The sequence below is a fragment of the Marmoricola sp. Leaf446 genome (assembly GCF_001424755.1).
Lineage (GTDB): Bacteria > Actinomycetota > Actinomycetes > Propionibacteriales > Nocardioidaceae > Marmoricola.
On the sequence record NZ_LMRF01000001.1, the window covers coordinates 640633 to 654286 of the forward strand.

A 13654-nucleotide genomic window follows, 5' to 3' on the forward strand; every position below is an offset into this window, starting at 1 on the left:
CGGCCACCACGTCACGCAGCTGCGCGAGCTGAGAGGTGATCGAGTCGCGGCGACGGGCCAGGCGGTCGACCTCGGCCTGCAGCTGCTGCAGCTCGCGCTCGGAGTCGGCGTGGCCGCTGTTGCGCAGCGCCTCGGCCTGCTTCTTGGCGGCGTTGACGATCTGCTCGGCCTCGCGGCGCGACCGGCTGACGTGCTGCTCGGCCTCGAGCGCGGCCTGCTCCCGGGCGGCCTCGGCGGCCTCGGTGGCCTCGCGGGCCCGCTTCTGCGCGGCGTCGGCGGCGTCCTGGGCGTCGGTGACCAGGCGCTGGGTCTCGGCCCGGGCGAGGTCGTGGTTGTCCGCGGCCTCGCGGGTGAGCCGCTCCTGCTCGACGGCGAGCGTGCGGCGCGCCTCCTGCACCTCGCGCTCGGCCGCGGCGCGGGCGGCCTCGGCGTCGCGGGCCGCGGAGATGCGCAGCGCGTTGGTCTCCTGCTCGGCGGCGAGACGGTGCTGCTCGGCCTCGCGCTTGGCGCCGGAGAGGCGCTCGTCGGCCTCGGCCAGCGCACGGGCGCGGTGCGCCTCGATGTCGGCGGTGGCGCGGTTGCGGCTCTCCTCGAGCTCACGGGTCTGCACCAGGCGCATGTCCTCGGCGTCGGCCTCGGCCTCGGCCTTCACGGCCGCGGCGTCGCGCTGGGCCTGCTGGCGGATCTGCTGGGCCTGCGCGTTGGCCTCGTCGAGCACCTCGCCGGCCTGCTCCTCGGCCAGGCGCAGCATCTCGTTGGCGCGGGCACCGAGACCGGCGTACGTCGGGTTCTCGTGCTCCTCGACCCGGGTGCGCAGCGACTCGACCTCGGAGGTCAGCGACTCCAGGCGGTTCTGGGCCTCGGCGAGACTGGCCGACAGGCCGGCCTTCTCGGCGGTGGCGGTGCGCACGAAGCTGTCCACGGCGGCGGTGTCGTAGCCGCCGCGACGCACGGTGGGCAGCTGCGGGGCCTGGGTGCTCGGGCGGGAGGCCGCGGGACGGGCGGCCGGGGCGGCCGCACGGTCCTCGGTGCGCGGCTGGGCCGCGCGCTCGGAGCGCTGCTGGCCCTCGGCGCCCTGCGCACGGGGGGCCTGCCCGCGCGGCTGCTGGCGCTGCGCCGGCGGCTGCGGGCGGGTCTGGGTGCGGGTGGTCGACGTGCTGCCCGAGGCGCCGGGGGCCTTCGCCGGGGCCTCGGAGGGAGCCTCGTCGACGACCGGCACGACCTGGGTCGCCTCGTCGTCGCGCTCGCTGGGCTCGGGATCGCGGTCGAAGATGGACAGGCCCTGGTTGCTCATGGAAGTTCCTCTATCCCCGTGTGTGGTGATCGACGGCGACGGTGCGACCGGGGTGCCCCGGTGTCCGCCGTACGCCGCCCAGTGTCACCCACCACGCGCCACGAAACACGTGGGCCACGCGCCGACGCGCCGGAGAAACGCACATCGGGGACACGACTGGGGCTGGTGGGTCCCGTGGGGAACCCACCAGCCCCAGCCGGCGTCGTGGTCAGACCCCGCGGAAGGCGTTGATCTGGGTGAGGTGCTTGGCGCGCAGCTCCTCGTCGCGGACGCCGAGGCCCTCCTCCGGCGCCAGGCACAGCACGCCGACCTTGCCCTGGTGCAGGTTGTGGTGCACGTCGAGCGCCGCCTGGCCGACGTCGGCGAGACCGTAGGTGCGCGAGAGCGTCGGGTGGATCATGCCCTTGGCGATGAGCCGGTTGGCCTCCCACGACTCGCGGTAGTTGGCGAAGTGGGAGCCGACGATGCGCTTGAGGTTCATCCACAGGTAGCGGTTGTCGTACTGGTGCAGGTAGCCGCTGGTGGAGGCGCAGGTGACGATGGTGCCGCCCTTGCGCGCGGCGTACACGCTGGCACCGAAGGTCTCGCGACCCGGGTGCTCGAAGACGATGTCGACGTCCTCGCCGCCGGTGAGCGCGCGGATGTCGCCGCCGAAGCGGCGCCACTCCTTCTGGTCCTGGGTGTGCTCGTCCTTCCAGAAGGTGTAGCCGGCCTCGGAGCGGTTGATGATCAGCTCCGCGCCCATCTTGCGGCAGATCTCGGCCTTCTCCTCGCTGGAGACCACGCACACGGGGACGGCGCCGCCGTTGAGGGCGTACTGCGTCGCGAAGCCGCCCAGGCCGCCGCTGGCGCCCCAGATCAGCACGTTGTCGCCCTGCTTCATGCCGGCGCCGTTGCGGCTCACCAGCTGGCGGTACGCCGTGGAGTTGACCAGGCCGGGGGAGGCGGCCTCCTCCCAGGTCAGGTGGTCCGGCTTGGGCATCAGCTGGTTGGACTTCACCAGCGCGAGCTCGGCGAGGCCGCCGAAGTTGGTCTCGAAGCCCCAGATCCGCTGCTCGGGGTCCATCATCGTGTCGCCGTGGCCGTCGGGGCTCTCCAGCTCGACCGACAGGCAGTGCGCGACGACCTCGTCGCCGGGCTTCCAGGAGTGGACGCCCAGGCCGGTCTTGAGCACGACGCCGGCGAGGTCGGAGCCGACCACGTGGTAGGGCAGGTCGTGGCGCTTGGACAGCGGCGAGACGCGGCCGTAGCGCTCGAGGAAGCCGAAGGTGGAGACCGGCTCGAAGATCGAGGTCCAGACGGTGTTGTAGTTGATGGCGCTGGCCATCACCGCGACGATCGCCTCGCCCGGGCCGAGCTCGGGGAGGTCCACCTCGTCGATGTGCAGCGACTTGCGGGGGTCCTTGTCCCGGCTGGCCACGCCCTCGAACATCTCGGCCTCGTCCTTGCGCACGGTGGCGCCGCGGTAGGAGGCGGGGAGTTCCAGGGCGGCGTAGTCCTCCGGGGAGGTGTCACCGGCCATGATGGCGTCGAGGATCTGCTGCACGGTCGTCGGCTCCTAGGGCTGCGTCGATCGGGACGCCGATCGGGGGCGTCGCTCGGGTGGCCCGACATTAACGATCGGTAACCTCGCTGTCCCCCGACTGTGGCACTCGTCTCAGTCGTCCCGGAGCGCTGCCGGGACGCGGCCGACCGGCTAGGGGAAGCGCGCGAACCAGCGCAGCGACAGCCCGGCCGCGACCAGGCCGAGCAGCAGGCCCAGGACCGCCAGCCAGCGGGTCAGCTCGACGTCCTCGGCGCGGAAGCCGATGGAGGAGCGGATGTCGTCGTAGACCTCGACCAGCTCGTCGCTGGAGCGCGCGGTGTACGCCGTCCCGCCGGTGTCGGTGGCCAGCGTGGCCAGCGTGGCCTCGTCGACGGGCACCGGCACCAGCTGGCCCTCGGCCATGACGGTCCCCTCGGCGGTGCCGTAGGCGATGGTGGAGACCGGCACGCCGGCGGCCGTGGCCGCCTCGGCGGCCTCCGAGGGGGTCCGGCCGACGGTGTTGGTGCCGTCGGAGAGCAGCACGATGTGGGCCGGCACCTGCTCCTCGCCGTTGCGCTCGGCCATCCGCGCGACCTGGTCGAGCGAGGTGAACACGCCCTCGCCGATCGCGGTGCGGGTGTCCAGGTCGAGGTCCTCCAGCGCCGCGACGGCCGCCTCGCGGTCGGCGGTGGGCGGCGCGGCGACCGTGACGTTGCCCGAGAACGTCACGACGCCGACGTTGAAGCCGTCGGGCAGCCCCTCGACGAACTTCACCGCGGCGTCCTGGGCCGCCTCGAGCCGGTTGGGCTCGACGTCGGTGGCCTCCATCGACAGCGAGACGTCGACGGTGACGATCACGGTGGCGTTCTCCCGGGGCACCTGCAGCTCGGCCTGCGGCCGGCCCGCGGCCAGCCCGAGCGAGGCCAGCGCCAGCAGCAGCAGCGCGGCAGGCAGGTGTCGGCGCCAGCGGGGACGGCGGGGGACCAGCCGCTCGAGCATCGGCAGCGAGGCGAACCGCACGGCGTACGACGACTGCCGCCGCCGCTGCAGGACGTAGACGACCGCGAGGGCGACGACGGGCAGCAGCGTGAGCAGCCACCAGGGGCTCAGGAAGGTCATCGCACGGTCCCCGGGGCCCGGCGGCCGGCGCGCTGGGGGGTGCGGCGCCCGACCACGTGGCGGGCGAGGTCGTCGACCCAGTCACGGTCGGTGCGCAGCACCAGGTGGCCGGCCCCGGCGGCGCGGACGGCGGCGGCGACGGCCGTGCGGTGGGCGGCGGCCAGCTCGGCGTACTCGTGGCGCAGGCGGGCCGAGGATGTCCAGACCTCGCAGCGGTGACCGGTCTCGGGGTCGACGAGCGCGACCGGGCCGACGTCGGGCAGCGTCAGCTCGCGGGGGTCGACGACCTCGACCACCAGGACCTCGTGGCGCTGCGCCAGCCGGCGCAGCGGCCGCTCCCAGGCGAAGGGCCGCTCGGTGCGGCCGTCGGGCTCGACGAAGTCGGTGACCACGACGCGGACCCCGGGGCGGCGGTGGCGCGCGTCCAGCGCGTCGAGGGCGCCGGCCAGGTCGAGCGAGGACGCGAGCGCGGCGTCGGTGGGGGTGCGACCGGTCGAGGAGCCGGCCTGGGCGGGCGAGGCGGGGAGCCGGGAGAGCGCCTGCATCGCGGCGGTGCGCGGGGGCAGCGGCGCCGTCCAGGTCATCCCCTCGGGACGCAGGTGGGCGACGCCCAGCCGGTTGCCGGGCCCGGCGCTGAGCAGCCCCAGGGCACCGGTGACCCAGGTGGCGAGGTCGCCCTTCTCCAGGTCGGTGGTGCCGAAGTCCATGCTCGCGGTCTCGTCGACGAGGACCCACGTCTCGCGCTCGTGCTCGGCCACGGTGCGCCAGACGTGGGGCTCGGCGCTGCGGGCGGTGACGTTCCAGTCGATCCGGCGCACGTCGTCCTCGCCGGGGCGGTAGCGCGTCACCTCCTCGGGCTCGCTGCCCGGGCCCAGCCGCAGCCCGGCCTCGTCGCCGTGCAGCAGCCCGCCGAGCCGCCGCCGGACGCGCAGGTCCAGCGAGGCGAAGGCGCGAGCGGTCTCCGACAGCGGCGCCGCGGCACGGCGGCCCCCGGCGCCGGTGGGGGACGCGGTCGGCGGCCTCACGCCACCCCGGTCCCGCTCGTGGCGTCGTGGGGCGCCACCTGGGGTGCCGGCACCACGGACAGGACGTGCTCGACGATGCGGCGCGGGTCGGCGCCGTCGGCGATCGCGTCGAAGGTCAGCACGAGGCGGTGGGCGAGCACGTCGGGCGCCACGTCGGCCACGTCGCGGGGCAGCACGTAGTCGCGGCCGCGCATCAGCGCCAGCGCCCGGGCGGCGGCGACCAGGCCGAGGGTGGCGCGGGGGCTGACGCCGAACTCGACGTGCGGCGCGATCGCGTGCAGCCCGTGCCGCTCGGGGTGCCGCGTCGAGACGACCAGGCGCACGACGTACTGCGCGACGGCGTGGTGGACGAAGACCCGGTCGGCCGCGGCCTGCAGGCCGAGGACCTGCTCGGTGCTGAGCACCTGCCGCGAGCGGGGCGGGTCGACGCTCATCCGCTGCAGGATGGTCAGCTCCTCGGCCTCGTCGGGGTAGTCCACGACGACCTTCATCAGGAACCGGTCGCGCTGCGCCTCGGGGAGCTGGTAGACGCCCTCGGACTCGATGGGGTTCTGGGTGGCCATCACCAGGAACGGCCGGGGGAGGGGGTACGTCGTGCGCCCGATGCTCACCTGGCCCTCGGCCATCGCCTCCAGCAGCGCCGACTGCACCTTGGCGGGCGCCCGGTTGATCTCGTCGGCGAGGACCAGGTTGGCGAAGACCGGGCCGAGCTCGGTGTCGAAGGCCTCGCTCGAGGGTCGCCAGACGCGGGTGCCCACGATGTCGCCGGGCATCAGGTCGGGCGTGAACTGCAGCCGGTGGAACGAGCCGCCCACGACGTCGGCCAGCGTGCGGACGGCGAGCGTCTTGGCCACGCCGGGCACGCCCTCCAGGAGCAGGTGTCCCCGGGCGAGCAGCCCGACGACCATGCGCTCCACCAGCGCGTCCTGGCCCACCATGACGCGCTTGACCTCGAACAGCGCCTGCTCGAGCAGCGCGGCGTCCTCGGCAGCCGAGCGGTGGTCGGCGGTCGGGTCCGGTCGTTCGTCGCTCACCGGGCCATCATGGCGCGGCGGCGGTGAGGACGTCCCGGACCGGGCTAGTGCGCCTCGGCGGCGGGCTCGACCAGCTCGACGAGGACGCCGCCCGCGTCCTTGGGGTGGACGAAGTTGATGCGGGACCCGGCGGTGCCGCGACGCGGGGCGTCGTACAGCAGGCGCAGGCCGCGCTCCCTGAGCACCGCGGAGACCTGCTCAACGGACTCGACGCGGTAGGCCAGCTGCTGCAGGCCCGGGCCGGAGCGGTCGAGGAACTTCGCGATCGTCGACTCGGGCGACAGCGGTGCCAGCAGCTGGATGCAGGAGCCGGAGTCGCCGACGCCGACCATCGCCTCGCGCACGCCCTGCTCCTCGTTGGTCTCCTCGTGGAGCACGACCATGCCGAACTTGTCGCGGTACTCCGCGATCGCCACGTCGAGGTCGGGGACCGCGATCCCCACGTGGTCGATCGCGGTGAACAGGTGGGTCGGGAGCGCGGGTGCGTCGGTCATGCGGGTCAGTGTGGGACGCCGTCGCGCGGGCCGTCGACCCGGTGTGACGTGTCCGACATCCGCGGTCCGCATCCACCCCTGCTGCTCGTCGGTGATCGCGGTTACGGTGGCGGGCAGTCGCAGTCCCGTTCACCAGGAGGCCCCGCCATGTCCGCATCCGTCATCGTCGCCGGGGCCCGCACCCCGATCGGACGCCTGCTCGGCGGGCTCAAGGGCCTCTCGGCGGCCGAGCTCGGCGGCGTCGCCATCAAGGGCGCCCTGGAGAAGGCCGGCGTCTCCGGCGACCAGGTCGACTACCTGATCATGGGCCAGGTCATCCAGGCCGGCGCCGGCCAGAACCCCGCCCGCACCGCCGGCATCGCGGCCGGCCTGCCGATGTCGCTGCCCTCGATCACGATCAACAAGGTCTGCCTCTCGGGTGTCAACGCGATCGCCACCGCCGACGCGCTCATCCGATCCGGCCAGCACGAGATCGTCGTGGCCGGCGGCATGGAGTCGATGACCAACGCGCCGCACCTGCTGCCCAAGTCACGCGAGGGCTTCAAGTACGGCGACGTCGCGCTCGTCGACTCCATGGCCTACGACGCGCTCTACGACCAGGCCACCCAGCAGGCGATGGGCCTGCTCACCGAGGAGTGCAACGGCGCCGACGCCAACCTGACCCGCGAGGAGCAGGACGAGTTCGCGGCGCAGAGCCACCAGAAGGCGGCCGCGGCCTGGAAGAACGGCCTGTTCGACGACGAGGTCGTCCCCGTCGAGATCCCGCAGCGCAAGGGCGACCCGGTCGTGGTCAGCCAGGACGAGGGCGTGCGCGGCGACACCACCGCGGAGTCGCTCGGCCGGCTGCGCCCGGCCTTCCGCAAGGACGGCACCATCACCGCCGGCTCGGCCTCGCAGATCTCCGACGGCGCCTGCGCCGTCGTCGTGATGAGCAAGGCCAAGGCCGAGGAGCTGGGCCTGTCGTGGATCGCCGAGATCGGCGCCCACGCCGAGGTCGCCGGCCCCGACTCCACGCTGCAGCTGCAGCCCGCCAACGCCACCGCCAAGGCGCTGGCCAAGGAGGGCCTCTCGGTCGACGACGTCGACCTGGTGGAGTTCAACGAGGCCTTCGCGGCCGTCGGCATCGCCTCGGCCCGCGAGCTCGGGATCCCCGACGAGAAGGTCAACGTCAACGGCGGCGCCATCGCGCTCGGCCACCCGGTCGGCATGTCCGGCGCCCGCATCGTGCTCCACCTTGCCCACGAGCTGCGTCGCCGCGGCGGCGGCACCGGTGTCGCGGCGCTGTGCGGCGGCGGCGGCCAGGGCGACGCCCTGGTCGTGAAGGTCCCCGCGTCCTGACGTGGGCAGGCGATCGAGCGGCGACGTCCCGACCCTCGTCGCGAGGGCGCGGTCCGGCGACGCCCGCTCGGTCGCCCGGTTGATCTCGCTCGTCGAGGACGCCTCGCCGCTGCTGCGCGAGGTGATGGCCGGCCTGGCGCCGTACTCCGGGTCGGCCCGCGGTGACGACGAGCAGCGCTCCGGCGCCCAGGTGGTGGGCCTGACCGGCTCGCCCGGCGTCGGCAAGTCGACCTCCACCTCCGCGCTGGTCGGCGTGCTGCGCCAGCAGGGCAAGCGGGTGGGCGTGCTCGCGGTCGACCCGTCCTCGCCGTTCTCCGGTGGCGCGCTGCTCGGTGACCGGGTCCGGATGCAGGACCACGCCCTCGACGGGGGCGTCTACATCCGCTCGATGGCCTCCCGCGGCCACCTCGGCGGCCTGTCGTGGGCCACCCCGCAGGCGCTGCGGGTGCTCGACGCGGCCGGCTGCGACGTGATCCTGGTGGAGACCGTCGGCGTCGGCCAGAGCGAGGTCGAGGTCGCCGCGATGGCCGACACCACCCTGGTGCTGCTGTCCCCGGGCATGGGCGACGGCGTCCAGGCGGCCAAGGCCGGCATCCTCGAGGTCGGCGACGTCTTCGTGATCAACAAGGCCGACCGCGACGGCGCCGACCAGGTGCGCCGCGAGCTGCGCTCGATGATCGCGCTGGGCGACCGGCCCGAGGGGGCCTGGAAGCCGCCCATCGTCAAGACGGTGGCGAGCAAGGGCGTCGGCGTCGACGAGGTGGCCGAGGCGATCGAGCAGCACCGGCTCCACCTCGTGGCGTCCGGCGAGCTCGAGCGCCGGCGGCTGCGGCGGGCCCGGGACGAGATCGAGAGCATCGCGCTGACCGCGCTGCGCCAGCAGTGGCGCGGCGTCCACGAGAACGCCGCCCTCGACGACCTCGCCGAGGAGGTCGTGCACGGGCGCAGCGACCCCTACGCCGCCGCCGACCTGCTGCTCGAGAGCCTGGAGGACGGCGCCGCTACGCGGTGACGGCGGCCACCACGCGCTCGACGGCCACCGGGTCGAACAGGATCGTGTAGTGGTTGACGTCCTCGACGGTCTCCACCGTCAGGTCGTCCAGCGCCGCGTCGTACAGCTCCACGGCGGCGGCCGGCAGCAGGCCCGGCGCCTCCCCGAACATGCCGAGCGGGGCCACCAGCAGCGTGGTGGGCACGCGCAGCCGGCCCAGGGCGTCGTCGAGCTCCTCGCCCAGGACGAGCAGGTCGCGGCCGTCGGAGCGCACGGCGTCCTCGACGGCGCGCGAGCGCACGCCGTCGGCGGTCTCCAGGGCGTCGTAGCGCACGTAGGTCTCGATGTCCGGGCTCCAGTGCGGGCCCAGGGCCGGGTGGGCGCGGAACAGGTCGACGTAGGCCTCGGCGTCCTCGTAGGTCTGGCTGAGCCGGGCCAGCGCCGGACCGAGCGTGGCCGCGAGCAGCTCGTCGTGGTCGACGCCCTCGGGGACCGGGAGCGGGATGCCGCCGTCGACGAGCACCAGCCGGCGGAACGGGGTGGGGTCGTCGTCGACGGTCAGCAGCGCGGCGTAGGCCCCCATGGAGTGGCCGAGCAGCACGAGGTCGCCGGTCTCCTCGGGGTCGATCGCGGCGGCGACGTGGGTGAGGTCGTCCGCGTGGCGGGTCAGCCCGGTCGGACCGGGCAGGTCGCGCGAGGCCCCGCGGCCGCGCAGGTCGGGGGCGACCAGGGCCCAGTCGTCGGGCAGGGCGCGGGCCACGGCCGGCCAGGCGCGCGAGGAGGCGGTGATGCCGTGCAGCGCCACCACGGTGCGGTGCGGGGGCGCGTCGGGGTCGCCGTACCGGAAGGTCGCCAGGGTCCCGCCCTCGACCTCGACGGGGAACGGCGCGGGGGCGAGGGGGACGGGGCTCATGCCCGCATCATGCCGTGCACCGGGTGAGCGCGCCTGCGCCGGTCCGGGCCCAGGCGTTGGTAGAAAGGTCGGGTCCCGCGTGCTCGCGCGGGACGGATGCTGACCAGTCCAGCGAGGAGCGGCGAGATGACAGGCGTGCTGAAGAAGGGCGTGGGCATCGTCGTCGTCCTGTTCCTGCTGTGGTTCCTGTTCACCGACCCCAACGGTGCCGGCTCGATGGTGCGCGACATCGGCACCGCGATCTGGGACCTGTTGATGCGGCTCTTCGACGCGCTCAGCCGGTTCCTCACCACCGTCACCGGCTGACCCCCGTGGGCGGGCAGTGACGTGGGCCGGGTCTGGCGCTGGCTGACCGACCCCGACATCGGTGAGCGGCTGCTGCGCGACGGCGTCGACGACGAGGACATCGCCGACGTGGTCACCAAGCACTGGGTGGTCTACGTCGTCCCGGCGCTCGTCGGGACCGCGGGGCTCGCGATCTGGGCGCTGTTCCTGTTCACCCGCCCGAGCGGGGCGTGGTTCCCGTTCCTCGCGGGCCTGGTGGTGATGGCCTGGGGCGGCGTGATGGCGCTGCAGCGCAACATCGACCGCTTCGTGGTCACCAGCGACAAGGTGTTCCGCGTGCACGGCCTGCTCAACCGGCGCGAGGCCTCGATGCCGCTGGGTCGCATCCTCGACATCACGGTCTACAAGCCGCTGCACGGCCGCATCCTCGGCTTCGGTCACTTCACCTTCGAGTCGGCCGCCCAGGAGCAGGGGCTGCGCGAGATCCGCTACGTCCCGCGGATCGACCAGCGCAACCTCAAGATCCAGGAGGTCCAGAAGCGCGTGGGCCTGCGCAGCAAGCGGGCGGCCCGACCCCAGGCGTGAGGTCGGGGCTCAGATCCCCGCGGCCGCGGCCAGGTCGGCGCGGATGGCGTCCAGCCGACCCACCGCGGCGATCCGCGCGGCGTCGACCCCGCCGGCGTCCACGGGCACGACGACCTCGAGGTAGCACTTGAGCTTGGGCTCGGTGCCCGACGGCCGTACGACGACCCGACCGCCCTCGGCGAGCCGCAGCCGCAGCCCGTTGGTGGGCAGGAGGCCCGGTCCGGCGCCCTGCGCGAGGTCGTCGACCTGCTCGACGTCGAGGCCGCCCAGCGTCGCGGGCGGCGCCGAGCGCAGCCGGTCGACCGCCGCGGGGATGGCCGCGAGGTCGTCCATCCGCACCGAGAGCTGGTCGGTGGCGTGCAGGCCGTGCTCCTGGGCCAGGTCGTCGAGGCGGTCGAGCAGGGTGCGGCCCTCGGCCTTCAGTCGGGCGGCCAGGTCGCAGACCAGCAGCAGCGCCGAGACGCCGTCCTTGTCGCGCACGTGGGTCGGGTCGACGCAGTAGCCGAGCGCCTCCTCGTAGCCGAAGGCGAGGTCGGGGACGCGACCGATCCACTTGAAGCCGGTCAGCGTCTCGGCGTACGCCTGACCGCGCGCGGCGGCGAGCTTGCCGAGCAGCGAGGACGAGACGATCGAGGCGGCGTAGGTGCCCTGCGCGCCGCGGTCGAGCAGGTGCGAGGCCAGCAGCGCCCCCACCTCGTCGCCCCGCAGGAGCTGCCAGCCGTGCGGGCCCGGCACGGCCACGGCGCAGCGGTCGGCGTCGGGGTCGTTGGCCACGACGAGGTCGGCGCCGACCTCGGCGGCGCGGGCCAGCGCGAGGTCCATCGCGCCGGGCTCCTCGGGATTGGGGAAGGCCACGGTCGGGAAGTCGGGGTCGGGCTCGGCCTGCTCGGCCACCACGTGGGACGCGGGGAAGCCGGCCTGGCGCAGCACGGTGGCGACGGTGTCGCCGCCGACGCCGTGCAGCGGGGTGTAGACCGTGACGAGGTCGCGGGGGCCGTCGTCGCCGACCAGCGCGACCACGTCGGCGAGGTAGCGGTCGAGCACGTCGTCGCCGAGCACCTCGATCCGCTCGTCGGGGCCGCGGGGCACCTCGGCCAGGGGGCCGACGGCCTCGATGCGGGCCGCGATCTGCTCGTCGGCGGGCGGCACGATCTGGCTGCCGTCGCCCAGGTAGACCTTGTAGCCGTTGTCCTGCGGCGGGTTGTGGCTGGCCGTGACCATGACGCCGGCCACGCAGCCCAGGTCGCGGATCGCGTGGGCGAGCACTGGCGTGGGCAGCGGCCGGGGGAGCAGCAGCGCGCGCATCCCGGCCCCGGCGACCACCTCGGCGGTGTCGCGGGCGAAGGTGTCGGAGAGGTGGCGGGCGTCGTACCCGATCACGACGGAGTCGCCCTCGCCCGCGCCCTGCTCGCGGAGGTGGGCCGCGAGGCCGGCCGCCGCGCGCAGCACCACGACCCGGTTCATCCGCCGTGGCCCGGCACCGAGCGCGCCGCGCAGCCCGGCGGTGCCGAACTCCAGCACGCCGGCGAAGCGGTCGGCGAGCTCGTCGGCCGCGCCGGCGTCGAGCAGCGCCTCGAGCTCGGCCCGGGTGGCCGGGTCGGGGTCCTCGTCGATCCAGGCCCGGACGCGCTCGCGCAGGTCCTCGGGGATCACCCCAGCTGCTCCAGCCGGGGCAGCACCTCGGTGCAGAGCCGCTCGACGCTGCCGACCGGGTCCTCGGACGAGGGGCCGACCCAGACCATGTCGAGGCCCAGCGAGGCCCAGACCTCGGCCTGGCGCAGGAAGCCGTCGACGTCGCCGAGCGCGTCGCCGCCGTAGATGTTGGTGCGCTGGATCTTGCCCGGGTCGCGGCCCAGGTCGGCGCAGTGGCGGTCGAGGACCTCCAGCTTGTGGGCCAGCTCGTCGCGGTCGGTGGCGAAGAGGTTGCAGGCGTCGGCGTACTGCGCCACCATCCGCAGCGTCTTGCGCTCCCCGGACCCGCCGACGAGCACGCGCGGGCCGCCCTCGCGCAGCGGCGCGGGACGGCACACGGTCTCGGCGAGCTGGTAGTGCGTGCCCTCGTAGGCACCCTCCTCGGGCCCCCACATCTGCGCGCAGACCTGGATCGCCTCCTCGAGCCGCTCGAAGCGCTCCTTCATCGAGGGGAACGGCACCCCGAGGCCGTGGTGCTCGCGGTCGTACCACGCCGCGCCGATGCCGAACAGCGCCCGGCCGCCGGAGAGCACGTCGAGGGTGGCCACGGTCTTGGCCAGCAGGCCCGGGTGGCGGTAGGTCACGCCGGTGACCAGCAGGCCCAGCTCGACCCGCTCGGTGATCCCGGCCAGGAAGCCCAGCGAGGTGTAGCCCTCGAGCATGGGCTCGGCGGGGCCGCCCATCTGCTCCATCTGGAACCAGTGGTCCATCATCGTCAGGGTGGTCACGCCGCCCTGGTCGGCGGCGCGGGCGACCCCGGCCAGGGTGGGTGCAAGCTCGGCGGCCCCACCGGGCCAGGTCAGGTTCGCGGCGTGGACGGCGAGCTTCATCGGCCCGACCCCGTCAGGAGAGCGCCGCGACGGCGGCGTCGTAGTCGGGCTCCTGGCCGATCTGCGGCACCAGCTCGGAGTGGAGCACGGTGCCGTCGGCGTCGACGACGACGACCGCACGGGCCAGCAGGCCCTCGAACTTGGTGTCGAGCAGCCGGACGCCGTAGTCCTCGCCGAAGCCGGACCGGAAGGCCGAGCCGACCTTGACGTCCTCGATGCCCTCGGCGGCGCAGAAGCCGGTCAGCGCGAACGGCAGGTCGACCGAGACGTTGAGGACGGTGGTGTCCTCGAGCCCGGCGGCCAGCTCGTTGAACTTGCGCACGCTGGCCTGGCAGACGCCGGTGCCGATGCTGGGGAAGATGGTGATGACCTTGCGGCCGGGCAGGTCGCCCAGCGAGAACTCCGCCAGGTCGGTGTCGACGAGGGTGAAGTCGGGGGCCTGCGAGCCGGGGGCGGGCAGGTCGCCGGAGGTCTGGGCGGGGTCGGGACCGAGTGCGGTGGTAGCCATGCCGGCCAATCTAGACCCGCC

The 13654-nt window shown here is 74.2% G+C and carries 13 protein-coding genes; 4 read left to right on the forward strand and 9 right to left on the reverse strand.

Features of this window, described 5'->3' with window-relative positions; genetic code table 11:
* Window positions 1-1502: 1502 nt before the first annotated feature.
* From ccrA to mce, 5 genes are all read right to left on the reverse strand, one after another.
* The gene (gene ccrA / locus ASG49_RS03040) at window positions 1503-2840 is read right to left on the reverse strand and encodes a crotonyl-CoA carboxylase/reductase (protein ID WP_056536906.1); all 1338 of its coding nucleotides are present in this window, start codon (window positions 2838-2840) and stop codon (window positions 1503-1505) included.
* Window positions 2841-2990: 150 nt separating this feature from the next.
* Window positions 2991-3938: a VWA domain-containing protein gene (locus ASG49_RS03045; RefSeq protein WP_056536909.1), complete on the reverse strand. Its 948-nt coding sequence runs from the start codon at window positions 3936-3938 to the stop codon at window positions 2991-2993.
* Window positions 3935-4963: a DUF58 domain-containing protein gene (locus ASG49_RS03050; RefSeq protein WP_082533737.1), complete on the reverse strand. Its 1029-nt coding sequence runs from the start codon at window positions 4961-4963 to the stop codon at window positions 3935-3937. The genes ASG49_RS03045 and ASG49_RS03050 overlap by 4 nt, the downstream gene beginning before the upstream one ends.
* Window positions 4960-5997 carry a MoxR family ATPase gene (locus tag ASG49_RS03055; RefSeq protein WP_056536913.1) on the reverse strand — a complete coding sequence of 346 codons (1038 nt, stop codon included), beginning with the start codon at window positions 5995-5997 and terminating at the stop codon, window positions 4960-4962. The genes ASG49_RS03050 and ASG49_RS03055 overlap by 4 nt, the downstream gene beginning before the upstream one ends.
* A gap of 44 nt (window positions 5998-6041) precedes the next feature.
* Window positions 6042-6491, reverse strand: a complete 450-nt coding sequence (gene mce / locus ASG49_RS03060) for a methylmalonyl-CoA epimerase (protein ID WP_056536917.1) — start codon at window positions 6489-6491, stop codon at window positions 6042-6044.
* Between the two features lie 147 nt (window positions 6492-6638).
* Here mce and ASG49_RS03065 point away from each other — a divergent pair, with 147 nt between their 5' ends.
* Window positions 6639-7829, forward strand: coding sequence for an acetyl-CoA C-acetyltransferase (locus tag ASG49_RS03065; RefSeq protein WP_056536919.1), 1191 nt, complete (start codon window positions 6639-6641; stop codon window positions 7827-7829).
* 1 nt (window position 7830) lies between these two features.
* Complete coding sequence (meaB, locus tag ASG49_RS03070) at window positions 7831-8841, forward strand: methylmalonyl Co-A mutase-associated GTPase MeaB (protein ID WP_056536923.1); 1011 nt, start codon at window positions 7831-7833, stop codon at window positions 8839-8841.
* Here meaB and ASG49_RS03075 read toward each other — a convergent pair.
* The gene (locus ASG49_RS03075; RefSeq protein ID WP_056536926.1) at window positions 8831-9733 is read right to left on the reverse strand and encodes an alpha/beta fold hydrolase; all 903 of its coding nucleotides are present in this window, start codon (window positions 9731-9733) and stop codon (window positions 8831-8833) included. The two genes, meaB and ASG49_RS03075, sit on opposite strands and share 11 nt — an antisense overlap.
* Before the next feature lie 126 nt (window positions 9734-9859).
* Here ASG49_RS03075 and ASG49_RS03080 point away from each other — a divergent pair, with 126 nt between their 5' ends.
* A complete protein-coding gene (locus ASG49_RS03080; RefSeq protein WP_056536930.1) occupies window positions 9860-10039 on the forward strand; it encodes a hypothetical protein in 180 nt (59 codons plus the stop codon).
* A gap of 21 nt (window positions 10040-10060) precedes the next feature.
* Window positions 10061-10603 carry a PH domain-containing protein gene (locus ASG49_RS03085; protein ID WP_056536933.1) on the forward strand — a complete coding sequence of 181 codons (543 nt, stop codon included), beginning with the start codon at window positions 10061-10063 and terminating at the stop codon, window positions 10601-10603.
* Window positions 10604-10612: 9 nt separating this feature from the next.
* On the opposite strand, the gene ASG49_RS03090 is transcribed toward ASG49_RS03085, so the two are convergent.
* From ASG49_RS03090 to tpx, 3 genes are read right to left on the reverse strand one after another with little or no spacing between them, the layout of a single operon-like run.
* Window positions 10613-12256, reverse strand: coding sequence for a phospho-sugar mutase (locus ASG49_RS03090; protein WP_369814195.1), 1644 nt, complete (start codon window positions 12254-12256; stop codon window positions 10613-10615).
* Window positions 12253-13125 (reverse strand): LLM class F420-dependent oxidoreductase, encoded by an 873-nt coding sequence (locus ASG49_RS03095; RefSeq protein ID WP_056536936.1) that lies wholly within the window; start codon window positions 13123-13125, stop codon window positions 12253-12255. Before ASG49_RS03095 ends, ASG49_RS03090 begins: the two co-directional genes overlap by 4 nt.
* A gap of 13 nt (window positions 13126-13138) precedes the next feature.
* The gene (tpx, locus tag ASG49_RS03100) at window positions 13139-13633 is read right to left on the reverse strand and encodes a thiol peroxidase (RefSeq protein ID WP_056536939.1); all 495 of its coding nucleotides are present in this window, start codon (window positions 13631-13633) and stop codon (window positions 13139-13141) included.
* Between the last annotated feature and the right edge of the window lie 21 nt (window positions 13634-13654).